This window comes from Haloferula luteola (assembly GCF_014201715.1).
Taxonomy (GTDB): domain Bacteria; phylum Verrucomicrobiota; class Verrucomicrobiia; order Verrucomicrobiales; family Akkermansiaceae; genus Haloferula; species Haloferula luteola.
In genome coordinates, this window is sequence record NZ_JACHFD010000025.1 from 31,469 (window position 1) to 56,190 (window position 24,722).

General features: G+C 57.4%; 28 protein-coding genes, 1 tRNA gene and 2 pseudogenes. 16 read left to right on the forward strand and 15 right to left on the reverse strand.

Going from position 1 to position 24,722, the window contains the following annotated elements:
* Positions 1-251: 251 nt before the first annotated feature.
* From HNR46_RS17595 to HNR46_RS17605, 3 genes are read left to right on the forward strand one after another with little or no spacing between them, the layout of a single operon-like run.
* Entirely contained in the window at positions 252-1,139 is an 888-nt protein-coding gene (locus tag HNR46_RS17595; RefSeq protein ID WP_184021305.1) for a hypothetical protein, read from the forward strand.
* 12 nt (positions 1,140-1,151) lie between these two features.
* Positions 1,152-1,733 carry a hypothetical protein gene (locus tag HNR46_RS17600; RefSeq protein WP_184021228.1) on the forward strand — a complete coding sequence of 194 codons (582 nt, stop codon included), beginning with the start codon at positions 1,152-1,154 and terminating at the stop codon, positions 1,731-1,733.
* Entirely contained in the window at positions 1,730-2,764 is a 1,035-nt protein-coding gene (locus HNR46_RS17605) for a hypothetical protein (RefSeq protein WP_184021231.1), read from the forward strand. Before HNR46_RS17600 ends, HNR46_RS17605 begins: the two co-directional genes overlap by 4 nt.
* Before the next feature lie 11 nt (positions 2,765-2,775).
* Here the strand turns inward: HNR46_RS17605 and HNR46_RS17610 are convergent, their stop codons facing one another.
* Positions 2,776-3,372: a hypothetical protein gene (locus HNR46_RS17610; protein WP_184021234.1), complete on the reverse strand. Its 597-nt coding sequence runs from the start codon at positions 3,370-3,372 to the stop codon at positions 2,776-2,778.
* Between the two features lie 106 nt (positions 3,373-3,478).
* Between HNR46_RS17610 and HNR46_RS17615 the strand changes: the two genes are divergently transcribed.
* From HNR46_RS17615 to HNR46_RS17625, 3 genes are read left to right on the forward strand one after another with little or no spacing between them, the layout of a single operon-like run.
* On the forward strand, positions 3,479-4,006 hold the full coding sequence (locus HNR46_RS17615; protein WP_184021236.1) for a hypothetical protein: 528 nt from the start codon (positions 3,479-3,481) through the stop codon (positions 4,004-4,006).
* Positions 4,003-4,536, forward strand: a complete 534-nt coding sequence (locus HNR46_RS17620; RefSeq protein WP_184021240.1) for a pilus assembly FimT family protein — start codon at positions 4,003-4,005, stop codon at positions 4,534-4,536. Before HNR46_RS17615 ends, HNR46_RS17620 begins: the two co-directional genes overlap by 4 nt.
* The gene (locus tag HNR46_RS17625; RefSeq protein WP_184021242.1) at positions 4,536-6,746 is read left to right on the forward strand and encodes a hypothetical protein; all 2,211 of its coding nucleotides are present in this window, start codon (positions 4,536-4,538) and stop codon (positions 6,744-6,746) included. The genes HNR46_RS17620 and HNR46_RS17625 overlap by 1 nt, the downstream gene beginning before the upstream one ends.
* Before the next feature lie 34 nt (positions 6,747-6,780).
* On the opposite strand, the gene HNR46_RS17630 is transcribed toward HNR46_RS17625, so the two are convergent.
* Positions 6,781-7,482, reverse strand: a complete 702-nt coding sequence (locus HNR46_RS17630; RefSeq protein ID WP_184021245.1) for a zinc ribbon domain-containing protein — start codon at positions 7,480-7,482, stop codon at positions 6,781-6,783.
* A gap of 158 nt (positions 7,483-7,640) precedes the next feature.
* Between HNR46_RS17630 and HNR46_RS17635 the strand changes: the two genes are divergently transcribed.
* Entirely contained in the window at positions 7,641-9,167 is a 1,527-nt protein-coding gene (locus HNR46_RS17635; RefSeq protein ID WP_184021248.1) for a hypothetical protein, read from the forward strand.
* A gap of 21 nt (positions 9,168-9,188) precedes the next feature.
* Positions 9,189-9,273 (forward strand) — tRNA-Leu (locus HNR46_RS17640).
* Positions 9,274-9,538: 265 nt separating this feature from the next.
* On the opposite strand, the gene HNR46_RS21435 is transcribed toward HNR46_RS17640, so the two are convergent.
* The 8 genes and pseudogenes from HNR46_RS21435 to HNR46_RS21565 all read right to left on the reverse strand — a co-directional run bounded on the left by HNR46_RS21435 (position 9,539) and on the right by HNR46_RS21565 (position 13,409).
* Complete coding sequence (locus HNR46_RS21435) at positions 9,539-9,841, reverse strand: transposase domain-containing protein (protein WP_343076060.1); 303 nt, start codon at positions 9,839-9,841, stop codon at positions 9,539-9,541.
* Positions 9,824-10,600 (reverse strand): annotated as a pseudogene (gene tnpC, locus HNR46_RS21440) (IS66 family transposase); the annotation flags it as partial. The gene HNR46_RS21435 and the pseudogene tnpC, both read right to left, overlap by 18 nt.
* A complete protein-coding gene (locus HNR46_RS21445; RefSeq protein ID WP_184021256.1) occupies positions 10,587-10,826 on the reverse strand; it encodes a hypothetical protein in 240 nt (79 codons plus the stop codon). The pseudogene tnpC and the gene HNR46_RS21445, both read right to left, overlap by 14 nt.
* Positions 10,823-11,140 (reverse strand): IS66 family transposase, encoded by a 318-nt coding sequence (locus HNR46_RS17660; protein WP_184021259.1) that lies wholly within the window; start codon positions 11,138-11,140, stop codon positions 10,823-10,825. The genes HNR46_RS21445 and HNR46_RS17660 overlap by 4 nt, the downstream gene beginning before the upstream one ends.
* A 49-nt stretch (positions 11,141-11,189) precedes the next feature.
* Positions 11,190-11,549 (reverse strand): IS66 family insertion sequence element accessory protein TnpB, encoded by a 360-nt coding sequence (gene tnpB / locus HNR46_RS17665; protein ID WP_184021261.1) that lies wholly within the window; start codon positions 11,547-11,549, stop codon positions 11,190-11,192.
* Positions 11,522-11,761, reverse strand: a complete 240-nt coding sequence (locus HNR46_RS17670; RefSeq protein ID WP_184021264.1) for a hypothetical protein — start codon at positions 11,759-11,761, stop codon at positions 11,522-11,524. Before HNR46_RS17670 ends, tnpB begins: the two co-directional genes overlap by 28 nt.
* Positions 11,762-12,000: 239 nt before the next feature.
* Positions 12,001-12,903 carry a hypothetical protein gene (locus HNR46_RS17675; protein ID WP_184021267.1) on the reverse strand — a complete coding sequence of 301 codons (903 nt, stop codon included), beginning with the start codon at positions 12,901-12,903 and terminating at the stop codon, positions 12,001-12,003.
* Positions 12,904-13,181: 278 nt separating this feature from the next.
* Positions 13,182-13,409, reverse strand: coding sequence for an integrase core domain-containing protein (locus tag HNR46_RS21565; RefSeq protein ID WP_425491707.1), 228 nt, complete (start codon positions 13,407-13,409; stop codon positions 13,182-13,184).
* Here HNR46_RS21565 and HNR46_RS17685 point away from each other — a divergent pair.
* Positions 13,408-13,653 (forward strand): hypothetical protein, encoded by a 246-nt coding sequence (locus tag HNR46_RS17685; RefSeq protein ID WP_184021271.1) that lies wholly within the window; start codon positions 13,408-13,410, stop codon positions 13,651-13,653. The two genes, HNR46_RS21565 and HNR46_RS17685, sit on opposite strands and share 2 nt — an antisense overlap.
* A gap of 165 nt (positions 13,654-13,818) precedes the next feature.
* Here the strand turns inward: HNR46_RS17685 and HNR46_RS17690 are convergent, their stop codons facing one another.
* A complete protein-coding gene (locus tag HNR46_RS17690) occupies positions 13,819-13,959 on the reverse strand; it encodes a hypothetical protein (RefSeq protein ID WP_184021273.1) in 141 nt (46 codons plus the stop codon).
* On the opposite strand from HNR46_RS17690, the gene HNR46_RS17695 reads away from it, so the two are divergent.
* From HNR46_RS17695 to HNR46_RS17710, 5 genes and pseudogenes are all read left to right on the forward strand, one after another.
* Entirely contained in the window at positions 13,958-14,101 is a 144-nt protein-coding gene (locus HNR46_RS17695; RefSeq protein WP_184021275.1) for a hypothetical protein, read from the forward strand. The genes HNR46_RS17690 and HNR46_RS17695 overlap by 2 nt on opposite strands.
* A gap of 815 nt (positions 14,102-14,916) precedes the next feature.
* The gene (locus HNR46_RS17700; protein WP_184021278.1) at positions 14,917-16,251 is read left to right on the forward strand and encodes a hypothetical protein; all 1,335 of its coding nucleotides are present in this window, start codon (positions 14,917-14,919) and stop codon (positions 16,249-16,251) included.
* A gap of 157 nt (positions 16,252-16,408) precedes the next feature.
* On the forward strand, positions 16,409-17,833 hold the full coding sequence (locus HNR46_RS17705) for a hypothetical protein (RefSeq protein WP_184021281.1): 1,425 nt from the start codon (positions 16,409-16,411) through the stop codon (positions 17,831-17,833).
* Positions 17,834-19,680: 1,847 nt separating this feature from the next.
* Positions 19,681-19,752, forward strand: a pseudogene (locus tag HNR46_RS21570) (hypothetical protein); the annotation flags it as partial.
* 34 nt (positions 19,753-19,786) lie between these two features.
* Positions 19,787-20,257, forward strand: coding sequence for a transposase (locus HNR46_RS17710; RefSeq protein WP_184021284.1), 471 nt, complete (start codon positions 19,787-19,789; stop codon positions 20,255-20,257).
* Positions 20,258-20,928: 671 nt separating this feature from the next.
* Here HNR46_RS17710 and HNR46_RS17715 read toward each other — a convergent pair.
* The gene (locus HNR46_RS17715; protein WP_221285254.1) at positions 20,929-21,195 is read right to left on the reverse strand and encodes a hypothetical protein; all 267 of its coding nucleotides are present in this window, start codon (positions 21,193-21,195) and stop codon (positions 20,929-20,931) included.
* Between the two features lie 71 nt (positions 21,196-21,266).
* On the opposite strand from HNR46_RS17715, the gene HNR46_RS17720 reads away from it, so the two are divergent.
* Positions 21,267-21,416 (forward strand): hypothetical protein, encoded by a 150-nt coding sequence (locus HNR46_RS17720; RefSeq protein WP_184021290.1) that lies wholly within the window; start codon positions 21,267-21,269, stop codon positions 21,414-21,416.
* Positions 21,417-21,812: 396 nt separating this feature from the next.
* Here HNR46_RS17720 and HNR46_RS17725 read toward each other — a convergent pair whose 3' ends face one another.
* The 3 genes from HNR46_RS17725 to HNR46_RS17735 all read right to left on the reverse strand — a co-directional run bounded on the left by HNR46_RS17725 (position 21,813) and on the right by HNR46_RS17735 (position 23,465).
* A complete protein-coding gene (locus HNR46_RS17725; protein WP_184021294.1) occupies positions 21,813-22,214 on the reverse strand; it encodes a hypothetical protein in 402 nt (133 codons plus the stop codon).
* Between the two features lie 448 nt (positions 22,215-22,662).
* Positions 22,663-23,139, reverse strand: coding sequence for a hypothetical protein (locus tag HNR46_RS17730; protein WP_184021296.1), 477 nt, complete (start codon positions 23,137-23,139; stop codon positions 22,663-22,665).
* A gap of 71 nt (positions 23,140-23,210) precedes the next feature.
* Positions 23,211-23,465 carry a hypothetical protein gene (locus tag HNR46_RS17735; RefSeq protein WP_184021298.1) on the reverse strand — a complete coding sequence of 85 codons (255 nt, stop codon included), beginning with the start codon at positions 23,463-23,465 and terminating at the stop codon, positions 23,211-23,213.
* Positions 23,466-23,869: 404 nt separating this feature from the next.
* Here HNR46_RS17735 and HNR46_RS17740 point away from each other — a divergent pair, with 404 nt between their 5' ends.
* Positions 23,870-24,253, forward strand: coding sequence for a hypothetical protein (locus HNR46_RS17740; protein WP_184021300.1), 384 nt, complete (start codon positions 23,870-23,872; stop codon positions 24,251-24,253).
* Positions 24,254-24,722: the final 469 nt, after the last annotated feature.

The following is a 24,722-nucleotide window of genomic DNA, read 5'->3' on the forward strand; positions in this document are numbered from 1 at the left end:
GATCGGCGCCTTACCCGACGCCCCACACCCACACACAAACACACCCAAGTCCCACACACGCCAGCGATTGGCCGGGCTTTCCATTCTGGAGAGTCTGGCGGACCGGAGAGGGGTTCTGTCCCGAACCGGTAGGGGATCGACCACCAGCCAGGTCGGCACCCTGCCTTTGCCTCCTTGGGTCCGACTCGCGGCCGGGGTCCCACCGGACTCCCGGACCGCGAGTCCCGCTGGTGGGAGCACCTTCACCCACCATGAAAACCAGCCTCACCGCGAGCTTGTCCCTCCTCTCGGTCGTCGCCCTGCTGAGCCCTGCGTTTGCGGGGAATGGCGATGGCAACAATGGGAATGGCGTGGGCAATCAGCCTGTGGAGCCCTTGTTGCCGACTGGCTCTCTCGACGCCTTCCCGACTCTGGTGCAAACGGGCACCCATCCCACCTTGTCATGGGAGATCCAATATCCTGAGTCGATTTTGGACATCATCCAGATCGATCCCGAGGATGGCTCGATCGTTCCCCTCGAAGATCTGTGCATGGAGATTCGGGTTCTCGGGGCTTCTTACCAGGTGGGGGTGGATCGCAAGGGTCGGCCGGTTTGGGGCTATGTCGAAGCGCAAGCTCGTATCGGAAGCTCCGGTTCATTTGCCCAGTTTTTCTACGATACTCAGGACGATGTGAAACCGAGTTATCTGTATGGTTTCGCATCAGTGCCGGCGATGACGCGCATTGATTTTCGGGCGCGCTGTTTCAATGGAGGTCAGTGGCTTCCCTGGCGGTCGACGGAGAGCGCCAGCCCGAATGTGGTCGCCCTGATCAATGGCGATCAACCCCCCAGTTCGGTGCCCGCCTTCAGCCAGGGAAACATTGAGGATTTCCTCGACCCCTATCTGGATGAGGGAGGCAAGGTGGAGATCGGTCCCAAGGATGTGATTTATCTGATCGAATTGGGCCAGACCGATACCACCTCTTCCGGCTTCGATCTGCAGGATATTGTGCTGCTGGTGAGTTTCGACTACTGCAAAAACAACAACGGCCACGGGAACAATGAGGACGGCGTGGATGTCTCGAATCCGGGGCAGGGGAATGGCGGGCCGAATGGAGGAGACGATCCATCGGGAACCGTGGACGACGAAATTCACTGAGGGGCCATGCTGATGAAATCGAGATTTTGGATGATGGCGTGGGCTGCTTGGATGGTGGTCCCGGGAGTCGCTCAGTTGATTCACCCGAGTGAGGGTCGCCTGGAGTTTCGCGATGCCGCGACCCATGATGCCTTGGTGGAAAAGGCTGCCGCGGCTCGATCGACTCCGGTCGCGTCGGCGCCTCCGGTGGTGGTCAGTTCTGAGGGGGAGACCAAGGAACTCTTTCGTCCCGAGGGATTGCTGGCCCGTTCGGAGATGCTCCATTTAGGCCACTTCGCCACGTTGGTGCCGAAGCGCGCGGTTCTGCATATCCCCGAGTGTCGGAGGCGCTTTGTGGGCTTGGAGCACGGGATGCGGCTGATCCATTGGAGCGAATTCCTGGTTCGCAATCGCGGTTGGATTCGCACGATGGAAGTCACTCGAGCGCAGGCAGAGGGGTTGAAGCCTCTCGATCCCAAGGTGGTGGAGAATTTCAAGGATTGCTCCGAAGTCATTGTAGCGACGTACCAGGGCGGACCGATTTCGGTGCTGCCTCTCAAGGAGCCCAAAGCCCCAGCGATCACTCAAGTGGAAGAAGGGAATACCAAGCCATGAAAGTTTCCAAGGTCACCACTGCACTGGTATTTGCGATGTTCTTGGGCGGCGTTGCGGGAGCTCAGACCTATACCAACTTCATCCGCCAGGTGCAGGTCAACAGCGGCGCGGAATGGGAGGTCCCGGTGGAAAAAGCCGGCGAGCAACTGTCGCCACTGGCCATCGACCCCGGTGGCGCTCGGTTTGAGTTGTGGACCGTGAGATCATCCACGCTGACCGAATATCTCCTCGATCAGCGCTACGTCGGTTCCTACGTGCCGCAAGCCTTCGTTGAGGTGGAGTCGGAGGATCCTTATGTGACCGTGCATCGCACCCGAGCTGACCGGCCTTTCACGTTTCGGGTGAGCCTTTCGGGTCTATTGACGGATCCCAGCGCACCCGAAGCTTCCCGCAAGGTGAGGCTTCTCCACTACCTCCAGGAATACGGTGCCGACGGCAATGAAGCGACGATCAATCGGGATGAGGCGACCTTGGCGGAGGATGCCGTGCTCGAGGAAGATGGAGCCTTTTCCTACTATTATCCCCTGAGCACTTTGCCGGGCGAAGACCGTTCCAAGTTACGCGGCGAAGAAACACTGACGGTAAGTACCCTTCGGGACTACCAGGGGGAGGACTATGACATCCCACCCTATCAGGTGGCCTCGGTGCGCCTGCAGGTATGGCCGGTGGCGGACGGAGCGATCGTGGGCATTGAAGAAGGTCAAAGTCTGCGCTTTGAGACGCCGCAGATTCAGCTGATCCTGAACGATCTTTATCCGGATTCACGAACTTTTGCCCAGCTCTATCAGGGACCGGCGAATCTCGGTCAGGAGGGCGAGCCGATTCCCGGCTCAGCGATTGTCATCAATGATGCCGTTCCCAATAGCCGCGTGCTGGTTCTTGATCACTGGGATTCGCTGATCAAAGACAGCGGCGAGTGGACCATGGAGATTCTGACTCAAACGCCGTTCGGGGTGGATCGTTTGGCCCATGTCACCTTCACCATCGATCGTGACATCAAAGTGAATGGCACGGTCACGACCATCGAATGAAGAAGAGGGACTTAGCGGCTGTCCGGGGAGGTATCCTGCGCGCGGTCGTTGACGATCAGGTTCCTCAAATTCTCATTGCGATAGAGGATCGACAGTTCGGCTTCGCTCTGGTGGCGAAGCAGGTCCTCGATGCGGGTGAAGGCAATGAGCAGGAACAATCCGCGAACCGGCTCTCGGTGGTAGGAAGTGGTGACCGTGGAAAACTGATTGGAGACGGATTTTTCCTGATGATTGGCGGTGAGTGGACCGTGCTCGGCGGCGAGGCGTTTGCGCTCGGTGTGGAAGGCGGCTTCGAGAGACTCGGCGTCCGTTCCCTCTCCGCCGCGTGTTACCGTGATCTCGATCAGTCGCCCGTCCTCATAGCGGGCTTCGATGGAGCTGGCTTCGACGCCAGGAATGGTTCCTTTGTCGCGACGCAGTCGGATGACGCGCAGATGGGGAGAAGCGGCGGGCAGGTCGATGCTCACATCCAGCTTTCGTTCGTCGGCCCAGGCGATCAAGCGCTCCGGCCGGTCGCCCCATTTCATGCCCAGCGGCGGCTCCAGGACGGCTTGAGCCGAGGCCAGCTTGGCCATGGCCAGGACGAGCACAAGAATCCGGAAAATCATGTCCCCACCATGCCGCGAGGCCCCATTCCCGGCAAGCGTCAGACCGCATCCCGGGCCGTGATCGCGCGGGTTGCCAAGAAGCTCGAATTTGATTAGTATTCGTTAAGTGCTTGGAGCGCCCCATGTCCCCCGCCGGCCCTCCGCCAGTCGCCGTTTCTTCACCCTGCGCCCCGCGAGGTCGCCCCGTGGATCGGTCCTGCTGGAGGCCACTTACGCCATGATGTTCCTGGCGGGGCTGTCGCTTGTCTTCATGAAGCTGGCGCTGAACATCACCGCGCCGCGACAGTGGACTCTCCAGCAAACGGTGACGGACGCCTATCTGACTTACGAGAAGTCCCTTGCGCAGCGGGCGCCGTTTTCTGAGGTGATTTCGGACGATTCTCTGTGGCCCATCTCACCCGAGAGCGCGGAGACCGAAGTGAGCCTAGGCTCACTGCCGGGGGGAATCGAACTGACCGGCACGGTTTTTCGGACGCGGACGGCGGACACCAACAATTATCCGATTGATGGAGGGACCGGGACGACGACGACGAATCCGGCGGGAGTACGGACTTGGCATCTTCAGAGTCTGCTTTCCTACCAAATCGGGGACCGGACTTATGTGAAAACCCGAACGGTGGTTCGTTCGCAATGAAGCGGGGACAGCCCATTTCTCGGCGCGGTTTCACGCTGATTGAGCTAACGCTGGCGATCATGATCGGCTTGGCGACGGCATCAATGACTCTGCTGCTGATGAACCAGCAACTGGCCTTCCTGCGGATTTACAAAGCCCAGGATTTTCTGGTGCGGGAAGCGCCGCTGATCAACAGCTACGTGACCAAAGTCCTTGGAAGTGCCGAAGGATACCGACTTTACACCGATATCGATAGTCTCAAGGGCGGAGGTAATCCCGTTCTGACAGGAGCCAAGGTGCTGGTACTTCGCTATCGCTTGCCGAGTGGCGGCATCAAGGCCGCTGTCTTGTCCTTCGAGGATCCTGGCGACGATTTTGATCGAGGGTTGTATTATCGTCTCTTGCCCGACTCTGGGAATATTGGAACTCCCGAGTGGGCCATCACCAAGGAGCCTGTCGATGTGACTTTTTCCATCGAGCAAGGTATCCTCCGCATGCGGTTGACGGGCCCCAATGGCGAAACGATCACCTATTCTGGAACTGAACAGTGATGAAGCCTCTCTCTCGCAAACAGCCGGCCGGCTATATCTCATCCGTGGTGGTCCTCACCCTCGGGCTGACGGTGCTTTTGCTGATGCTGGCGACCTATCGTTCGGCTTCGCGGGCGCAGACGGTGCAGGCCGAAGTGACCTTGCGGGGTGACTACGACACGAAAGAGGAGGCCGTCATCCGGGCCATCGTCCCACTGGCGGCCAACGCGGCGATGAAGTCGATGATGAACGGTTCGGACGCCAACAGTTCGAGTCGATCACCCCTGAGCTGGCAGAAGATATTTCGTCAGGCGATCCTCTCTTCGAATGCGGAGGAATCCGTGGATTCGGTGACTTTGCAGTCGGTGGGATTGGGGGCGGCGATCATCGGCAATCCAGGGGACTCGACGACTTGGGCGTCCTCGACATTTCGTGCTTACGATTCGTATGACAGCTATGCGATGCCGGGCATCGACAAAGATTTCGGCACCGATTTTCCGCCATCTCTCAACATTGAGTCCGCGACGATCAAGAATCTCGACCGGACCTATCCGATCATCTCCAGCAAAAAGCAGTATGGTGCACTGGCGGCCGGTCGAGTGGGCGCGGACACCGATGACTATCCCCATTTCAATCTGATCCCGTATCCCGAGATTCGTTTCGGCTATGCGGAGGCCGGGGAAATGTTTGTGGCCAAGCGCAACTGGTGGGCCTTCAAAATGAATCTGGGCGACCAGCAAAAGACGCTGACTCAGGTGGAACGACGGGATCGAGAGTTCATTCTTTCCATCTATGAGGTGCCTTCCCAGTTGGCGATTTCCGCGGAGGCCTTTGCGGTGATCGGTGCTTATGAGGATGGGAATCCTTGGCAGAATGCGAATATTGAGGGTGGGGTTTTCGCTTCGCGGGCGAGTATCCAATCCGGTATCAGTCTTGAGCGAGTGTCCGGTCGCAATGGGCTCGAAATCGATGAGGATGTGACGATCGGTGGCAATGCGCTGGTGGGAGATACTTCGTCGACAGGATTGATTTCCTCCGACTTCTCAGGGAGTGCTGGCACGACACCGTTCACACCGGGGGTTCGTGAGAAATATGAGGTCACTCATGGGGATTTCATGCCTGTTTCCCTGTCCTCCGAAAGTGGTCGTGCGGCATTCATTCCCATCAACCGGGGAGAAGAGTTCTTTGATCGCTTTGCAGGTTCCGACGCCAGCCAGACGATTTCTCCAACCTCTTGGGATGACTACACGGTCGGGGCACGGCAGTGCGCGATGAGCATCGACATCACCGATGTCGCCAGCAGCACGGATCCGACACCGACCGAGCTCACCTTTCGGTATCAAAAGGGCGGGGTGACGGAATCGCTGGTGCTCGATCTGAATCAAGGCGCCGCGGCCGGGTTGCCCTCGGGGTTCATCCGTTGCTGCGCGGAACACGAAACGGTCGAGTTTCCCTATCCGGTCGACGTCGCCTACGGGATCAACGGGGAATACTACTATCAATATGGTGTGAGTGGTTCGGTCACCTTTGAGAATGACCGCTTTGGCGACCCCGCCTATGGAACTTTGAAAGAGGGTTACTACCGTCCGAGCTTTGCTCACGAAATTGCCTATCTGGGAACCTCGCAGCCGTGCATCACCCTCTATCCCGAGCGGTTCAAAGAGTTGCTGGCCAACTTAGGCGCGGATGGACCTGAAGTGAACAATTCGATCTCCATCAATGCCAACTACAAGGAGAACGCGTTCATCAAAAAGCCGTCGATTCCCTGCACGGATTCTGACTACGGAGTGATTCTTCGGGAGTGCAGTGATTTGAGCTCGTTCACTCGTGGATTTTCCGTGGTGACGAACCTGCGTTTGTATATTGCCGATGATTTCAATCAGGTTCCCATCACCCCACCGGCGGGGAGTGGGCTTGAGGAGCCCTTTTATCCTCCGTGCTCAATGTTTGCTCCGGAGAAACGCTATGGGGCGGAAAATGATCCCTACGCGCTGAAAATATCAGGGCAATTGGGGAGTCTTGCGGGGGGCGCCGTCGCGGCGGATCAATCGGTCCACCTCCTCGATATGAAGGCGGCCTCCAGCACCGCCATGGAGCACGACAAGGTGGAGGTGAATCTGGCGCCGATCCGGCATCCAGCGGCTTTGCCGCCGATCACCATGATGAACTGGCTGGTGGTGATCGAGGAGCGGCGGCCGGAAGCCTACGAAGGAACGGCCGTCTCCCCATGATCCAGCGGGGAGCCGATGGGAAGCGGTCGATTTTTCAGGGAAGATAGAGGATGCGTCCGCAGGTCTCGCACTGCACGATTTCCTGGTCTCCCTGCAGTTTGACGAGAGTGGCGGCGATCAATTTGACGTGGCAACCGCCACATTGGCCATGCTCGGTGGGAACGACCGCCATCCCGCCCTTCTTTTTGAGCAAGCGCTCGTAGAGGTGGAACAGTTCGGGATCATTCTTCTCGGCGAGCTGGGCGCGTTCGGCACGGGTTTCGTCGATCTGGGCCTGGAGGTTCTTTTTGCGGGTCGCGAGCATCGCCAGGTCTTCGTCGACGATGGTTTGTGACTGGGCGAGGGAGGATTCGGCCTCCGTCTGTTTGTTTTTCAGCGCATCGCCCTTTTCCATGATTTCGAGGAGGTTGGTTTCGATGCGATCGACCTCGGCGAGGTAGCGCTCCACCTCATTGCCCAAGGCGCGGAATTCCTCGTTCTTGCGCGTGTCGAATTGCTGCTGACGGAGCCTTGAAATCGTGTTCTTGCGGGTATCGATATCGATCTCGAGGTTTTTGGCGGCGACGCCATTTTGCTGCACCTCGGCTTTGGCCTTGGCGACGGCAGCGAGGTCGGATTCCAGCCGGTTTTTTGCCCGGGCTTCCTCGGTTGGGATTTTGGCGAGTTGGGCCTCAAGATCGGACAAACGGCGGTCTCGGTCCTGAACGACCAAAAGAGCCTCAATGCTAGGAATCATGTCTGGACAGTGAAGAAACGCTCAACTTGGAGCAAGCCCGGCGGACGGGGATTGCATTGTTTCCGATCTCAGGTGCAATCTCGGGCGCGATGGATCTCCCCTCAGACCAGTCAGATAAGATCTCAATCCGGTGTCCCCAATGCACCCAACGGTTCAAGGTGCCGACGGAGTTTGTGGGGAAGATGGTGGAATGCGGCAGTTGCGATGCCCGGTTCCGCGTCACGGATGAAGTGATGGGGCGGATCAAACGCTTCTATCCCGGGGAAAACCGAGACCCTCGTCTTGAGCGGTTCAGCCGGGTTCCGATGAAGTCGGGTCCGATGCCTCAGTTTCAAGCGGCGCCAGCGATGGCCAATCCTGAGGTTTCTCGGCCGATTCGGACGTTTTCGCCCTTGCGCCTGATGTTGGGAATCGCGTCAGGGATCTTTATCCTGCTGATTGGGATGATTTTGGTGGTGGGAGGGGAGCCCGGACGATTGCTCGATGGCGCTTCGATGGCCAAGCGCCTGATTCTCGCGGGTTTTGGCGGTTTGATCGGCACGATCCTCCTGATCGTGGCCAACCCTTGGGCGAAAAAGAAGGGATTGGCGGGCGGCCTGGTCGCCACGCTTTTGCTGTCGGTTTTGCCGTTCCTTTTCAAAACGGGATTGCCGGATGCTGAGCGCACTCCCTCGGCGGCTGCGCCCACGCCCTTTGTTCCGGTCGATCCGGCTTCTGGAGATCCGCTCGCGGCTCTGAAGGAGGAGATGACCTATTCCAAGTTGGGAGAAGCCATTGAGAACTATGGCCCGACCGGCCAGAAAGACGGGGTTTCTGCGGTGGGGGTCTGGTTGCGCGATGTGCGGGAGTATAACAAGGATTTGATTGTCAAATACTTGATTCGGCAGACGCATGCAGGAGACAAGTCATGGGCCTACAGTCGTCCTCCTTCCGATTACTTGGTGGTGTTGCACGATGTCGCTCCCGATCTCAAGGCTTTGGCTCGCACCTGTCAGGCATTTGGACAGGTGGGTCGAACCATCGATGAGTTGCAGGTGGTGGAGGTGAAGGTGGACAACGAGCGCTTCGTCGCAGGTCCGATCGATAAACTGACCAATCCGGAAGATCCCTCGTTTTACGAACTCAATCGGCGGGAACTTGAGAGCATCGACAGCACCCGGGTGGAGCAAGCCGTGCGGCGTTTGTCGAATGCGCCCCCTACCCAATATCGGACCGACATCAGTCGGAGGTTGAGTGAGTTGCTGGAGAATGCGGATGCCGATTTGGCGGAGAATCTTTCCGAGGCATTGATGAAGTGGTCGGAACCGGGAGATGGTGCCGCAGAGGCCGTCCATGCGGCTGCCAAACGAATCGCACGGGCCAAAAAAGAGGTTCCCCGGCCGATGATTGAGTTCTTGGTCGCGGTGAAGGATGAGCGAGCGATCGATTTCATTCAGGAGTTGTGGCTCAAGAAGCCGCGCGACTGGGAGGCTCTATACGGCGACATGGGACCGAGCATTGAAGCCTCGGTGATCAGTGCATTGCCGGGCGATTCTCTCTTGCTTCGAATGTCAGCGATCCGCTTGTTGGGGCGCGTCGGGAGCGCTCGCTCGCTTCCGACCTTGCAGTCCATGAAATCCGAGTCGGAGGGAGAAATCCTCGTCCAGATCAATCAAGCCATCGCCGAGATCCAAGGCAGGCAGTGAACTGAGGCAGATCATTGCAAAGCCACCGTGGCGGAATGGCAGACGCCGCGGACTTAAAATCCGTTGCCGGGCAACCGGCGTGGGGGTTCGAGTCCCCCCGGTGGCACTTATAAGCAGTGAGTTGCGAGGTGTTGCTCTTGGAGAGAGTGGCGTTCTGTTCCGTATTCTGCCCTAAAAAATCGGAACGAGGGAGAAGCGGACCTACTTCGAAGTAGTGAGTCTGCTCTACAAGTGGCTGAACCGTCGCAGTCAACGGCGTTCGATGACGTGGGCGCAGTTCACGCGTCGGCTGCCCGGCTGGGAGTTACCGCCGCCGCGTGTGGTGGAGCTTCCCCTGAAAGACGGATTGAACCGTAAGCGTCGTAAATCCATCAACTGCGCTGACGCCGGACGGGATGATCGGCTTGCGATAAGGCGGCTTCGCTGCTCCCGGCCGCGGCGCGGCGCTCTGCGGCGATCCGTAAGGGGGTCAACGCTGCCGCTTGTTCCGGCGTGGCATCGACCGGCAGGCGCGTGATGACTTCCACCAGGTAGCCCTCCGGGTCGAGGTCGTGGATCCGGCAGTTGGCCAGCAGCGTGTAGATCAGTGCGTGATTCGAACCGGCTTCCAGACTTCCGAAAAACAGGTAGTTCTTCAGACCCAGCTTGGCCGGCCGGATCAGGTTCTCAACCAGGTTGGTGTCGAGCTCCAGGGCCCCGTCCTCCAGGCAGACGGCGAACTTGTCCCACTGGTTGAGCGCGTAGGTGATCGCCTTGCCGATGTCGCTGGCGGGCAGATGCGCGCCTTGCGCCTCGCACAGGAGCGCGAGGAGTTTATCGGCGATCGGCCGGCTGCGGGCCCGCCGGATCAGCCCCCGGCACGGGGGCGGGGCTCCGCTTTGGCCCATCTGCCGCTCGATTCGGTAGAGCCGCTAGATGTGGAGCAGCACCGGCAGGGTGACTCCGGGCGCCGTGTCTCCGAGTTCGACGAACTTGTGGCGGATGTGTGCGAGGCAGCTGGCGTGGCGGAGGCCGTGCGCCCCGGTCACCGCGTCGTAGACGCCATAGCCGTCGGTGTGGAAGGTGCCCCGCCAGGCGATGGTGTTGGTTTCGGGGTCGTGGCCAAGGAAAGCCAGAAGGCAGCCTGCGCCGCGGCCGGGGTGCCAGTCAAAGTAGCAGGTGCCGCCACCGATGTCGCGGTAGACCCAGAGACGGCCTTCGCGGGTGGCCCCATGGCCGGGGTCGAGATCGTTCATGGGCGTCTCGTCGATCTGCAGTTCATCGGCGAGCAGGACCTCCGCCCGCATCGCAGAACCCAGCGGGGCGAGGTGGCCGAGGGTGGCGTGGGTCCAGCCGTTGAGCGTCTGCCGGCCGAGGTCGATACCGTCCCGTCTCTTGAAACGCTTCGTCTGGCGGTGGTGCGGCAGGTGGTCCTCGTAATTAATTGTCGGCAATGATCTGCGCGGCCAGCGCGGGGGGAACCAGGGTGCCGGGAATGGAGGGCCGCGGTGCCGGGGCGATGAGCGGCGGCAGGCTGCGGTCGACCCTGTGGCGGTATTTCTCGCGCACCTTGCGCCGCCAGAAGATCTCGGCGCGTATGACATCGAGTTCGTCGTGGTGCTTCTCGCCGATCTTCTCCCAGTCCTGCGGGCTGGCGAGGACCTCGCCGGGCACGATCACCTCGTCGAAGACGACCTTGAGGTTGGCGGGAAACAGCTCAGCCTTGGTGCGGCGTTTGGCGTTCCCTCCCCCGGTGCGGATGTTTCGCCGCTTTGCTCCGGAGGAGGCGCCGGTCTTCCCAGCACGATCTCGTCGAAGAGGAGCTGGAGCTGGGCGGGGTCGAGTTTCTCGTTGCTGGAGCCGAAGAGCCGTTGCTGGAGGCTGGCAATGATCTTGTCCTTGCGGGCGATCTCGGCTTCCAGAGCCGGGATGCGCACGACTTCCGTCTCCAGGGCGTCGAGCTTCGCGAGATCGGGTGGAGCGGGTTCGACCATTGGATGAGTAGTAGCACGGGACGTGCCCTTCCTCCGGAACTTTTCCGCTTCACTCGGGACGCTCGTACCACGGCTTGAAGTAGGCGCCCCTCAGATCGACGCCATCGACGAGCAACTGCAGGGCCTCGGCGTGGAGCCGGATGCGCCGCTGGCCTGGCTCGCTGGGTGCCGGCCAGCTGAACCGGCCCTTTTCCAAACGCTTCGCCGCGACCCAGGTGCCCGTTCCGTCGAAGTCCAGCAGTTTCACTCGGTTGCGACGCTTGTTGGTGAAAGCGAAGAGCGCGTCGCGGGCCGGCGTGAGCCGAAGTTGTTCGGTCGCCAGCGTGTGGAGGCCGTTGAAGGACTTGCGCATGTCGCAGGGCTCGAGCGCGAGGAAGACCTTCAGCTTGCCGTTGGCGAGACTCGGCACGACCGGACTCCCTTACGTGCGAGGTGGTGGCGGAAGGCGGCAATGAACTCGGCGGCCAGAGGGATGGCGCCCTCGTCGGCGAGCAGCAGCGAAAAGCCCTCGCGGAACTCGATCACCAGCCGAGGCTGAGAGACGCGCGGAAACTCGACTTCGGCGAAGTGGAAGCAGGTGCATTGCAGTGACCGCGCGGGGCGGCGGGTGGATCTGGACATCCCGGCGATGTTGGCAGGTCAAGCGGCCGCACGGTAGGGGGTCGATTTTACGACACTTACATTGAACCCGTCGGCCAAGCCTGCATGATAGAGTCAGAAATCAAGCTAAGGACCAGCGTTGCATCGGATGCGCGCTCACCGAGGAGCCTGGTGCGGTAATTCCGCACGCCGGGATCTGCTAGGGGGCACCGGGCAACCGGTCTCCCTACCTCAATCCTATAGACCGCTAGTGTTGCACTTCACTCTTGAAGCGGCGAATCGTCGTCTTTTTCCTCAAATTTGCTCCAGGCTGCGATGGAATCGTCGATTCCCCCGTGAGTCGAAAGGATGGAGAGGGAATCATGATTTGATGGGCTGAGATCATCTAACGCATCGTTTCTTAGTGATTGAATTGGGATGCTTAACGCACCTGCTTCAAGCCCATTTTGGTAGGCAAATAGAAACAATTCGTAAGGGCGGATGGATTTTTCGGGTTGGGAATTATAATCCGCAATCGAGTCCGATCCGCAAACATACTTCATGAATCCCATGACTGCGAATCTAATCTCTGAGCGCTCCTCTGGGAAACTGGTGGTTTCTAATTTGAGTTGTGAGTCAACGCATTTTGTAATGCTTGCTACCACCGCCTGAAGCAGCGCATCCGAATCTGCGACCACGTCCATAAATCCCATGCTGGCGAGAAGCTTATCCGTCTTGTGTTCAAGTTCAACGACGACGTCCTTAATTGTTTTAGGTCTGTATTTCGTGGTAGACAACATGATTGGGCTTTCGGTAAGTAGGCCGCAGAGGGAATCGCCTATCGCCGAAATGTGCTCCTCGGCGCGAAGAAGAAGATTGTTGATCAGAGGGCGAACTGAATTGTGGGTCGTTTTTCCTTTCCAGCCGACCTCCTTGAATCGATTGGCGATCTCTCGGGGACTCATTAGGTTACTGCATGGCTCGAATAGCTGGTAGGCGTATACCAGTCGTTCGTAATGCCGTTCTACTCCACGCAAGATAATTTCAGCTCGTTCCGATAGGCGTTCTATTTCTCTTTCGGTTGGGCGACTTTGATCTTCTCGCCATCTCGGGTCCGATTTGTCGAGAAGATGAATTACTTTATCGATTAACTGGATTTTAGTGGCTTCTTTTTCGGTGGTCATATCTGTTGGATCAAGATGTGTTGCGAGGAACCTCAACGACGGAAGAAAATTCTGTGGCAATCCGGAGATTTATCGTGAAGTGGTCCCCTTTCCTGAGCAAGGCTAGGGCGGATTATCGTTATGGTGTGGTGGGTCGGATGGCTGTGCTTTTCGTTTCGGGTGCTTCCGCCCTTGGAGGAAAGGTGTCAATAGGGTTCCGGCGCGAGAATGGGCCAGTAAGTAGCTCGTCTGAGCGACGGGTTCCTGTGGGCAACTTTCAGGCGCTGGTTGTCATCGGATCAGGCCGACTCGGCAAGCCCGGGTTGAGGCCGGTAGACCGACCAAGGGGAGACGTAGCCCATATGCTGGTGGGTTCCCCCCCGGTTGTAGTCGCCGAGCCAGCATGATATGCCGGACTCCAATTCCAACAGGTTGCGGTATTCCTTCAGGTGGATGACCTCGCATTTCAGGCTGCGCCACAACCGCTCGATGAAGACGTTGTCCATCCAACGTCTCTTGCCGTCCATGCTCGTGCGCGCGCCAGGCCCTTCGATCGCGGCGATCCATTCTCGCCTGGTGAAAATCGGTGTTGAAGATCTCCGGTGCGTGGCCAGCGAACTGCACGTCCACTGGCCCGTTTACAGCAACCGCAAACGGATCGTAGAACTGCGCAAACGCGTGCGTCGCCTCATGCGGATCATGAGCCTCACCGCCGTCGTGCCGAAGCCGCGCACAAGCGTGCCGGACCCGAACCAACGCAAGCATCCCTAACTGCAGCGCGATCGCGAGGTGACCGCGTCCGACGAGGTCGGGTGCGCCGACATCACCTCCATCTCCTTGGGCTGCGGCTTCGCCTAACTGGTTGCGATCATGGACTGGCACAGTCGAGCAGTCCTTTCGTAGTGGATCTCCAACACGGCCGACACCCGCTTCTGCCTAGAATCGCTCGTCGATACCGCGCATGATCGCGCGATCCTCTTCGCTAACACCTTCCGCCGTTTCGAGGCGGTTGCGGTTGACGCCAAGCAACGTGGCCTGCTTGCGGAAGCTGAGCTGGGAATGGTCTTTTTCGATCATGGTCTTTCGTGGAGATCAGTCCTCAGCTCCCCGCACTTTTTTCGAAGAAATCCTTTTCGATGACCAGCTGGCCGACCTTGCGCTTGAGGCGCGTAAGGTGGCGCTCGGACTTCTCCTTGTCTCCGCGACCGGACTTGGCTGAGGCGAAGACTTCCGGCAGGCGCTCCTGGAGCTCCTTCTTCCACTGGCAAACCTGTACCGGGTGAATGCCCTCGTCCTGGGGGGATCTGTTTGATGGTCTTGATGACCTTGTGTGCCTCAAGGGCCCCAGAACCCTACCACATCGCTACAAGCTCCCCTGACTCCGTTCGGGGAGACCACTTCAACTATGGTGGATTCCTGAAAAGTTATAGCCCTCCTCGCTAGCATTCGTGCCTGTTTCAGATTTTTTTTTTGGTGTGAGCTGAGGTGATTCAAGTGTTTAGCAATTGTTCAGAGCCATCCCATGTGCCGAGATTAATTCGTTACACAAGTGTTCAAGTGGACGCTCGGATTCTTCATGATTCCGTTCAATAGGTGTTCAAAAAAATAACTCGAAAAATGTCGGAAGTTGCTGGTAATGAGAGACAAAAGAGCAAAATGTGCTTGTGGGTGGGCCTTTTGTAACGTGAGTTTACAGCCGTGATTCCGAAAGGCTGTGCTACCAACTCAGACGGGGGCTTTGTTCTCCGAGGACGCGATGGTTCGCTACTTCCGACGCTTTCAACGGCGACTCAGATCGGCGACGCGCTTCAGGTTACCCCGCGAACTGTTCTTGAATGGGAGGCACAGGGAAAAATACCTGCGGCTTTCCGGTCAGGCCGGACGGTTCGGTTTAACCCTGAATCTGTGGTCAAAGCTCTTGGCATCGCTGTGGGATAGAGAATCACGGGAGCAACGGAGCAACTCTTGAGCTCTAATACGCGCGCGCCCATGCGCGCATGAACTTCCCCAACTGAGACAAAAAACTAACGAATTATGATTGATAAAGCTACTATCGGTATTCTTGGTTCTCCAATTCCTTCGGAAATATTCCGCAATCCGGAGAAGATTTTCAATTCTCATCCGCTACTCTACGATGGTCAAGTTGTTGATATTCCGAGGCTGAATAAAGATCTTCCTGGTAGTAAAAAGAAGATTCTTATCGGGCCGGGGTATGCAATTGCAATCTACTGTTCTAGACTTGATGGTGAATGGAAAGTGAGCAAAATTGAAGTCAATTTTCCCAAGCTTATCTATGGTCACAACGGTTGCGTGCTAAGTGGTGCCCAGTTTGCCCGAGCATTGAGCATTCTTTTCGAATTGCTGGTGGCGCTATGGGGGGACCGGAGGTTAGCTTCTAGGCTCATCCCAGGGATCGATCCTGAAGGACTGGCTTTCTGGGACAAACTTGAACTTCCGATGCACCTTCCGGATTCTGTTGGAGTTCAATTTCTGGAATTCTACAACGCATCTCATCCATGCTCATATAAAACACTTCCGGTTCGTGATGAGAGTATTACATTCGGTGGACATCGTTCTGGCGTTCAGATCGCTGTATATCGGAAGCGGCGCCAGATGCGGGAAAAATACAAGGCTGGACATGTAGACACCGGAGAAGAGGTTCTGAGGTTGGAAGTGAGGCTCAGAAAGCGGCACCTTGAGGAAGCGTTTCAACAGCTGGACTCACCTACTGTGAAGTTTTCCATGGAATCAGGCCGAGAAGGTGAAGGAAGAGGACTAGTCTCGTTCACTCTGGATGACGTTCGGCGGGTCCACAGAAGTAAGATGTTGCAGTTTCGAGGGATGTCTCAAGTGTCGAGATCCCAAAATAAACCGGATCAATTTGGCGTCTATATCGCTGAAGCCTATCACCGTTTCGGTTCAGGCGACGAATCGGTCTCTGCCTGGATCGCTCTCTTCGCTGATTTGGACCGTCCTGTCGAGGGTTTTGCGGTCGCCAACGAGAAAGGAAAAAAGTCTGCTTCCAGGAGAATGTGTCGGATTACGAGAGCCTGTTATGAACGCTTGGGTTCGCTGAGGAATAGAGACCTAGGAGCCCTATTTTGCGAAGAGGCATACCAGTATCAACCCGGTGTTCATGTGCCCAAGAAAGAAATGGTAAGAGAGCATCAGATTGCAGGCTTCGATATCCTTCCTGAGATCGGCGATGTCTATGCTCCTGGTTGGGAGGGCGAGAACGAAATGTATTATCTTTACCCATGGCTAAATGCTGATGGGAACAGTGCCTTCTATCTTCCACACGGGGACCGAGTTGCGAAGCAACTCGGTCCCCGTGTGGCCTCCACTTCAGAAGCGGCCCTTGGAGACTGAGCCGCGTTCCGAGGGCGAAGGTGGGGGCCGCACGAAGTGCTAGGCCCGCAGCCTTTGGTCGAGGACGCGCCCGAAGGGGGGTCGTTTGCGACCCGCTCAGACATCCAGGGCCCAACTGAATTATCTATTCTACCTCTACAATTTTCCTAAAATCACGATGAAACCAATCGTACAGAACAACGCGCAATCAGAGTCGCATACCCAGCGCTCAACGGAGTTTTTTTTGCTAAAACATCCGAAGCCTGAGCCGATATGCACTACTTTATTGGGATGCTTTGATGTCTTTGAGCTTGGGCGTGGGGATGAAGGTGCGGGATTGAATACCCTAGTGTCTCTTTGTGCGGTCCTTTCCAATCTCGGTGGTCCCGATGCGTGCATCAAACAAGGCAATCACGAATTGGATGCTCACCTCGATTGGGTTGTCGCCGGTGATCAATCGACTCGGCAGCTCCGAATCATGGCATTAGATAAGCTATCACGGCGCCAAGCGATATGGCTCAGGAAGGCTGAGCTACTTCGAGCCCAAGATCAAGATGTTCGAAAATGGGAGTCTGGAAAGGCGTATGGCGCGCGAACTAAGGGGGATGAGATGGAAAAATTGGTTGAGTTGATCGGAAGAGGTGAATGCCATTCACCTCTTGATGAGGAGTCCGCATTCAAGCAGCTGCTTTTTAATGCGCGCTCCCCAGTGAAGGTTTTCCAGGAGCAGCCACACGTCTATTTTGAAGGAACAGCTTCTAAGTCATTCGAGAGATTGCTCGAACGTTGTCACCTTGGGCATGCCTTCGTGTCATTGACTCCAACAAGCATAGCCCACTCCGAGGAAACCCTTTCAGTTTATCAGGCGATTTCCGGTGGTAGACAGCTCGAAAGCGGCGCCATCATCCGTGGGAATGCCGTTACGATAATGCCGATGTCATTGGCGAAATCGCTTATTGAAGACGAGCGGCATTTTGGCCCCGACGTGCTCCTTCTCAGTGATGTGCCGTGGGAGCCAATGCGGTCGTTTTCTAGGAGTCAGAATAAGATTTCTCCACCAATGATTGAAGTTCATTTCGAAGGGGCGCTTGAAAGAATTCTTGTTGCGCGCTTTGAGCAATCCCCGTGGGTCAGTAGAGCGATGAACGTTTCCTGGAGGGACGAGTTGGAGCACCTACGGCTGTGGGTAAATTCCAGAAGTGGCCCAGGTGATGAGTCATGGCCTCTCACGATGCGTCTATTTGGATCTCTCGGATTTGGTCTTTCCCTACTCACGGAACAAGGTGGGAGGTTTTTGCCGAAAGTCGAAGGTAGCGCTGTGGGTTCACTCACCCGCTTTGTTATCCAACGCTCTATCTTTGCAAAGCAGTGGATCGCGATGCGTGATCACGAGACTGACCTCCGCAGGATTGCCGCCTCCATGGTATCGAAATTGAATAGCCAGCCGCAGACATCTAGGGACCTAGCACGCCGGTTCAACGACCTTCGAATTGTTGACTGCAGGAAGATACTCCGGGGTCTGATCTCTACGGGTCATGTCAAATGTTCTGGAGACGTCGATAGCCCGGATTCAACCTTCACCTTGATTGAGCACCGTGGATAAATTAGAAGATCGACTTGCTATTCGAAGTATCGACCAGATTCCACTCAAGATGCGTGAAGCTCATACTGACCTAGAGCAACTTTCAAATAACGTTCAAGGTGGGGAGGTGGGCGGTTACCAGTATGTCGCGGCGTTGATGCTGTCGCTCTGGCACATGATGGGGACTCGACTTGTGAATTTGCCACCTCCGAGCTTCGTTATCGTTCAGGGGCGTCCGGGATTTCAGCCAGGGCGCGATTGGCTTTGGGCCGTGCTACGAGAATTTAGGCGATCGTTGTCTAGGGATTGTGTTAGGTTCTTGAGAAAGAGAGCCATTGCACGGAAGTTTCTACACCTGAGGGCTAGTTCGATCCGAAATGATTTAAAGCAGGGATGGGTAGACGACAGCACGAGGGATGCGATTCTACGAGTGTCCCCTGAAGTCCAACTTCAGAGATTCTGGGCGCTTCGAGACGTGCAGCTTGGAGTCGCGCCATCACCGAGCGGAATCTCCACATTGTGGACGGGTTCGGATCAACACGTTCAAATGCTGAAGAGTCTCATGGCTGAAGGGTGTTTCGAAGGGAAGCCTGTTGCGACCCGGCATCTATTCAAAGCTGGCATTTCGGTTCCTATCTCAGTCGTAGGGGGCGTGAGCCGCCCTGCTTGGGCCGCACACTTGGCCAAGGGAGCATTCGGCGATGGACGGAGAATGCTTGGGATCGGCATCGGGGATTTCATGCACCCACCCCACCTGGACTGTCGAATGTCGACGTCACTGGAGACTTCTATCCGAATCCTCTCAACGAGTCCTGAACGATTCAAGGTACCATTTCGAACCGATGGGTGCAGCTTGAATTACGCTCGGGTGGTGCAGCGGTCGATGCCGATGCTACACCCGGACTATCTAGATTCGCTGATCTCGGCCATGCGTGGGGTCCGGCTTGTGTCAAAAATTATCACAAGGTTTACGGTGAGCGGGAAGGGACCACCTGAGGGGCTTGATGAACGACTCGGAGACGCGGCTTGCAGAGGATTGGCGTTAGGCACGCTCGCCCTGTTGCCAGAAGCATGGATGGCTTCTAGCGAGAGAGAGGAGAATGAGCTGGGTAGGATCTTGAAGGCCGTTTCCCAATCTGGATCGATCCGTCGCCGAGGGATTCTGCAAAAGGTTCAACCCATGACATCTGCCAAGCGCGATGAGTATCTCCAGGTTCTACAGCAACTACGTATGGTAAAGGTCGACGGACTGTGGGTGAAGTCAGTGTCAAGTGAGGAATGGATTCCTCAAATTCCGGATATATTCCGTCTTCCTTGAAGAACGAAATTTTCGTTCAACGAAAGTAAACGTGATCGGATCTGCTGTCCGAATTCCTTTGGTTGTGCCGGTTGCGATGCCTATTCCCGATGCTGCCCGTCTTGGTAGGCTGCCTACCGGTTCCTGGCGGTGAGTTGAGTCCTTCATTGACCATCCTATCGCGGCAAGTGAGGGAGCGGATTCTCAAGAAATCCTTGGGCGTCGATGCCGAGCCGCCATAACGACGATGGTGTAGAGGATAGAGGCGCCAGCTAACTAGCGGCTAGTGCAACATTCCGTCTGTAAAAGTACCGAAAGCCTGCAATTCCGTTGATTCGGACGGTGGAGCGGAGCGGAATCGTCCGAATCAACGGACGCCGCCCCCTACCGGGGATTGAGGGAGCCCGGCCACGGTTTGAAAATGGACGTGCCTAAACTGAACCAATTACCAACCGTGACGAAGCCGCAGAACTATACCGCCGCCACAGACCCCATCAATCTCCTTCTCGAGCATGGCCTCGCCGGTGGCCTGCCGCGCATCGAACGCGCACTCAAGGCCGCCATCGCTGAAATGTATCTCCAGGGAGTCTCCACACGCCGCTTCACCAAGGTCCTCGAGGAACTCTGCGGCCTGGAAATCACCTCCACCCAGGCCTCGCGGCTCACCGCCGGACTCGATGAGGAGTTCGACAAATGGCGCGCCCCCCCTGCCGGAGATCGCCTTCCTCATCCTCGACGCCACCTATCTCAAGGTTCGTGTCGACGGCTCGGTGCGCGACTGTGCCATCCTCAGTGCTCTCGGCATCCGCCGCTCCGACGGCAAGCGCATGGTGCTTGGGCTCTCCTGCGCACTCTCCGAGGTCGAGACCCACTGGCACGCCTTCCTCATCTCGCTTAAGGAGCGCGGCATCGGCATCCTCGACCTCATCACCTCCGACGCCCACCTAGGTCTGCGAGCCGCACTGAAAGCCACCCTCGACGCAACTCCTTGGCAACGCTGCCAGTTCCATCTCCAGCAGAACGCCCAGGCACACATCCCCCGCGTCGATCTGCGGCAGAAAGTCGCCGCCGACATCCGCTCGGTCTTCAACGCCCCGGGCCTCGCCCACGCCGAGGCCAGGCTCGCCGAGATCTCCACCTACTGGTGAGACATCTCGCCCAAGCTCTCCGACTGGCTTGAGACGAACCTCCCCGCGGGCTTGGCCGTCTTCGCCCTGCCCGAGGCACACCGCCGCCGGCTGCGCACCTCCAATATAGCCGAACGCCTCACCTTCTCAAACCAGCCTAACAGCGTATGCAGAAAAACAGTTGCGTGGCCAACTAGCGTGATACACTGAATGGAAGAGTCTCAAAGAAGAGAACCAACCATTCATCCTGGCTCCGAGTCGTGCGGGGGGCATTCGCATCGGGTGCTCACGAAGCGATAATAGGCTGCAAGCACGGGCGAGGTATCGAGCGACGAAACGGTTTCGTCCCGGTTGCTACTGTTAAACGAAGCGGGAGAAAGGGACAGTATTCAGTGCCCTGTTGCACCACCTCGCGGTGGACCTGCTGCAGGAATCATACGGGAGATTCAAACCAGGTGCCGCTGGCGGGGTGGACGTGCTTCGCAAGCAGGATTGGGGCAGGGATTTGGAGGCCAACCACCAAGGACTGCACGGACGCCTTCATCGCGGGGCCTACTGTCGCGGCGGGTTCAAATCCCCAAGGCGGATGGCGGAGATCGGCTGCTGGGAATCACGAGATTAGAAGACAAGATCGTCCAAGGTGCTGAGGCTTGGCTTTGGAAGCCTCCTTTGAGAGAAATTTCATGGGGATCTCAGACGGGCTCCAGCCCGGGAAGAGTCCGCACGAAGTGTTCGACGCGTTGGCGGCCGGATTCAAAAGCAAGAGAGTGAACTGGGTGCTGGATGCGGATATCTGCGGATTTTTTTGACGCCATCGTCCATGGGTGGCTGATGAAGGTCCTCCACACCGGATCGGGGATCGGCGCGTCCTGCGCCTGATCGACAAGTGTTTGATGCCGCGTCATGGTGGACGGGAACTTGCGAGCCACCGAACGGGGAATACGGCTGGGCGTGAACATTTCGCCCCTGTTGGCCAAGGTGTAACTCCACTACGTCTTCCACCTGTGGGTGCAACAGTGGCACAACCTCCATGCCCGCGGGGAGATGGACCGCGGTGAGGTATGCGGACGACTTCGTGACGGGCTTTGAGTTCGAGGATGACGTCGAGCGATTCCTCGTCGGAGTGAAAGTGCGGTCGGCCAAGTTCGCTCTGGACCTCCCGGCGAGAATACTCGGCTGATCGAGTTCGGTTGGTATGCAGCTGAGCGCTGTGGAAAGAGGGGGGGAAGGGAATCCCGAGTTCGTACAGCGCCCCAATGAAAAGGCCTCTCTTCACTCTGTTGAAGGAGGGGGGTGGGATTCAAAATGATAAAAATCTGGAAATTCACCGCGGGCACTGCATACGACTGCATTTTCACGGTGTGGTAGGATTGCGGGCACGGCTCTGCGCTGAATTACACTGTCGGAAGGTGGCAGCAGGGGGCTCATCGACGTCTTTGTAGACCTCGAAAAGAGTGGCAAGTGGCATGTTGTGATGTGATTGGATTCGGGTCGGAGTCAGCCAACCGAAAAATCTGATACGAAAGAGAAGTAAGCACAGCATCGAGTTTTAGGACCGGGCTGAATAGTGCTTAGTTTAGGCTGCTGATTTCGAGTTTCCACGGTGCGGCACCTGGCGAAAAACGTGGCGGTATCGGGTAAGCATCGAGAAATTCTTCGGCCTTCGTTTCACGGCCCGCGGCTCGTGACGAAACGGGCGGATTTCGAGAATCTTCGTGGCGCAGATCTCAATTACCGAGGCGTGGTGCGCGGCAAGTTTGCGTGTTCGGCCGCGGTGGGTTGTGTAGATCTCATGGCTGGCGAGCACCTGATCGAGCACACCCTTGAAGCTGATTTGCCAGACGGGCTTGCCGGCCTCTGCAGCAGTCCGCTGCATCAGGCCCCGAAGTATGTTTGCGGCGATCATCATCAGAAGCGGGAGCTCGGCCATCGCGGGGCTGCGTATCTCGAAACGCTCCATGCCCAGCGTGGTCTTCACGTCGCGCAGTTTCAGTTCGATGTCCCACCGGCGGGGTAGAGACCGGCCACTTCCAGCGCGTCGTGGAGGTCAGGGTCGAGCAGGGTGGTGATCACCACCAGCATCCGCTCAATGGGACTGACCATCCTACCCGCCTCCAGTCCAGCTTAGCGTGGCGGGTCTGGTGGAGCCGCATCACCGCATCCGCGCCCTTCATACGCAGCCGGGCAATTAGTTCGTAGGTGCAGAAGGTCTGATCGGCCGGCAGCACGCCGTCACCATCGATGTGCCCGGGCAGGAGCGGGGTGACGGCAGAGTCATGGGTGGACTGAGGGCAGGACATGATCCCCTCCCAGCCACCGTGTGCGAAATTGTGAACACCGACGATGCCCATGGTAGGAAAGCCACAGCCGACGCTATGGGACGATGACAGCGGAAAGACCCGCTGGTTGGCCTCCGTGTCCATCAGTTACACGCTGCTGCCGTCGCTGGCCTTGACCACGCGGCCGTGCCACAGGTTCTCGGGTCGGATCGAGCGCTGCAGCGACTCGCCGATCCTCGCCAGGACTGAATGGAGGAAGTCTGGCCGGGCGCGCTTGCGCGCCTGACAGAATTCGCCCGCGCCACCAACAGAGACGGGCAAGCCGACGGAGCGCGACCAGGACTGGACGAGGTTCAGTGCTTTCGAACACGAGGCGTTGCTCTCGAGAATCTGCGCAAGCCAGGCCCAGAAGACCGGGATGTGTCCGAAGTGGCGGTTGCGTTTGGTTGGATCGGCATCGGTGAGGGCCGACGCCGGGAGCAATCTGGCAAACACCAGCGCGTAGCCACAGATGGAGTCGCGCAGGACAGCTGCGCGCTGCCGCCGGATGGCAGCTTGCAAACGACGTTTGGCGGTGGCAAAGACAGTGCACGGGAAGCCGGTCAGAACGGGTTGTTTGGTCATACTTTCAAACCGTACGCTGATCGGCTTTTCGTCTCTTAAAATCGATGATTTGCGCCTAATCTAAGCGCCATTCAGGTCAGTCCCATGCGGGAGAGCGCGTAGTGGATTGCCTGCATACTGCATTCCAGACCAGCTGCGGCGCGGATCTCCTCGAGTGTCAGATCCGGACTCTCGACGAGTAGCGCCTTCATCGTGCGGCAGTGCGAAGCCTCGATCTTCGGCTCGCGCCCGCTGCGTTGGTGCTGCGGCGCGATGTCTCCGGTACGGCGCCTTTGCTGGAGGAGCTTCTTGACGATCCCAAGTGAAACTTCGAAACGCTGGGCCACTTGGTCGCGCGTGACATCCCCGCTGTCGTAGGCCTTGAGGATTCTTTCGCGTAGGTCGATCGAGAGCGTTGCCCTATCTGGAGTGTATCAGATTTCACGCCGCGCGGTTACGAGAATATTTAAAATGCTCTAATGTTGGGTAAAAAATATAAACATCCACAGAACACATGGTGGTTCAGAATCAAGTTGCTCGACGGCATGTGAGCTTCTTCGTCACCGAGGTAGTGCAGATGGAGCGATTCGGGTGATAAATTCCTGGTTTTGGTTGGCTTTGTTGATGCCGTAAGAATAGGTGTGGAGGGAGGTGACTCTTGGAAGCGTCCCATGAATCGTTAGAATTAGGTGGTGGCTGGTTGGTGCCACGCGTCAGCGTGGCGTTGCTAAACGAAAACCAACCAACCACCGTGAACCACGAAAAACTGAAGGAGGCGTTCCTGCAAGGCGGAGAGCGCGAAGCGGCGGAATGGTTCCGCAAAATGATGAAAGGAGTGGTCCGTCTCGGGCAGCTTGAAGCGATGGCCGAGGAGGTCGACGCCTTGTGCGGACCGCGCTACCGACCCGATCCGGACTGCCCCTGTCACCGCGCCGGTTCCGAGCGTGGCGTGGCGTTTTTCGACGGGGAGAAGGAGTCGATCCGGCTCCCTCGGGTGCGTCACGAGACCGATGGCGAGGTGCATCTGGCGACCTATGAGGCGGCGTCGAGCCCGCGGGGGATGTTCGATCAGGTCGTGGCGGCGGTGGCCCAGGGCATGCCGGTGCGCGCCATCGTGAGGGAATTTCAGTGGTAGGTGACCGTTCAGGCCGGCATATCATTTTTGGTGGGCGAGGATGAGCTGGATTGCGGTTTGTATGGAGTAGGGGAAGCCGTAACCGATTTCGGAATGCAGGTGGGGCCACCCCTCGCAAAGCGAAAGAAGGTGGCCCCGGGCCTGTGTCAGAAGGGATGGAGATGGTTCAGGTGCATTGACTAAACGATCGTTCGTTCGTTGGATGGTCAAATTGGAGGCAATGCATGCGAACCCTTACAGGAGTTTTTGATTGCAGGTGTTTTGGTCACTTTGAATTCGAATGAGGCGTCATCCAAGTGCTACCTATTGAGGTGGATGCGAATTTGATCAGTGGGGCGTGGGTGAGAGAGGTCATGGGCGAATTCAATACGAGCTTTAGTTCTACTTAGTTAAATTGGTGGGAATTCCGGTCCGTCCGTTCCATCGGCGCTCGATATCTGCCTTGCGTTTCCGGTGCCGATGATGGATG

Bases quoted from the DNA above. Each gene is read 5' to 3' on its own strand.
- HNR46_RS17595 (WP_184021305.1), top strand. From the start codon at position 252: ATGAAAACCAGCCTCACCGCGAGCTTGTCCCTCCTCTCGGTCGTCGCC.
- HNR46_RS17600 (WP_184021228.1), top strand. From the start codon at position 1,152: ATGAAATCGAGATTTTGGATGATGGCGTGGGCTGCTTGGATGGTGGTC.
- HNR46_RS17605 (WP_184021231.1), top strand. From the start codon at position 1,730: ATGAAAGTTTCCAAGGTCACCACTGCACTGGTATTTGCGATGTTCTTG.
- HNR46_RS17610 (WP_184021234.1), bottom strand. From the start codon at position 3,372: ATGATTTTCCGGATTCTTGTGCTCGTCCTGGCCATGGCCAAGCTGGCC.
- HNR46_RS17620 (WP_184021240.1), top strand. From the start codon at position 4,003: ATGAAGCGGGGACAGCCCATTTCTCGGCGCGGTTTCACGCTGATTGAG.
- HNR46_RS17625 (WP_184021242.1), top strand. From the start codon at position 4,536: ATGAAGCCTCTCTCTCGCAAACAGCCGGCCGGCTATATCTCATCCGTG.
- HNR46_RS17630 (WP_184021245.1), bottom strand. From the start codon at position 7,482: ATGATTCCTAGCATTGAGGCTCTTTTGGTCGTTCAGGACCGAGACCGC.
- HNR46_RS17660 (WP_184021259.1), bottom strand. From the start codon at position 11,140: ATGGTCGAACCCGCTCCACCCGATCTCGCGAAGCTCGACGCCCTGGAG.
- HNR46_RS17670 (WP_184021264.1), bottom strand. From the start codon at position 11,761: ATGTCCAGATCCACCCGCCGCCCCGCGCGGTCACTGCAATGCACCTGC.
- HNR46_RS17675 (WP_184021267.1), bottom strand. From the start codon at position 12,903: ATGACCACCGAAAAAGAAGCCACTAAAATCCAGTTAATCGATAAAGTA.
- HNR46_RS17685 (WP_184021271.1), top strand. From the start codon at position 13,408: ATGCTCGTGCGCGCGCCAGGCCCTTCGATCGCGGCGATCCATTCTCGC.
- HNR46_RS21565 (WP_425491707.1), bottom strand. From the start codon at position 13,409: ATGGACGGCAAGAGACGTTGGATGGACAACGTCTTCATCGAGCGGTTG.
- HNR46_RS17695 (WP_184021275.1), top strand. From the start codon at position 13,958: ATGGTCTTTCGTGGAGATCAGTCCTCAGCTCCCCGCACTTTTTTCGAA.
- HNR46_RS17690 (WP_184021273.1), bottom strand. From the start codon at position 13,959: ATGATCGAAAAAGACCATTCCCAGCTCAGCTTCCGCAAGCAGGCCACG.
- HNR46_RS17700 (WP_184021278.1), top strand. From the start codon at position 14,917: ATGATTGATAAAGCTACTATCGGTATTCTTGGTTCTCCAATTCCTTCG.
- HNR46_RS17705 (WP_184021281.1), top strand. From the start codon at position 16,409: ATGAAACCAATCGTACAGAACAACGCGCAATCAGAGTCGCATACCCAG.
- HNR46_RS17710 (WP_184021284.1), top strand. From the start codon at position 19,787: ATGAGGAGTTCGACAAATGGCGCGCCCCCCCTGCCGGAGATCGCCTTC.
- HNR46_RS17715 (WP_221285254.1), bottom strand. From the start codon at position 21,195: ATGTTCACGCCCAGCCGTATTCCCCGTTCGGTGGCTCGCAAGTTCCCG.
- HNR46_RS17720 (WP_184021290.1), top strand. From the start codon at position 21,267: ATGCCCGCGGGGAGATGGACCGCGGTGAGGTATGCGGACGACTTCGTG.
- HNR46_RS17730 (WP_184021296.1), bottom strand. From the start codon at position 23,139: ATGACCAAACAACCCGTTCTGACCGGCTTCCCGTGCACTGTCTTTGCC.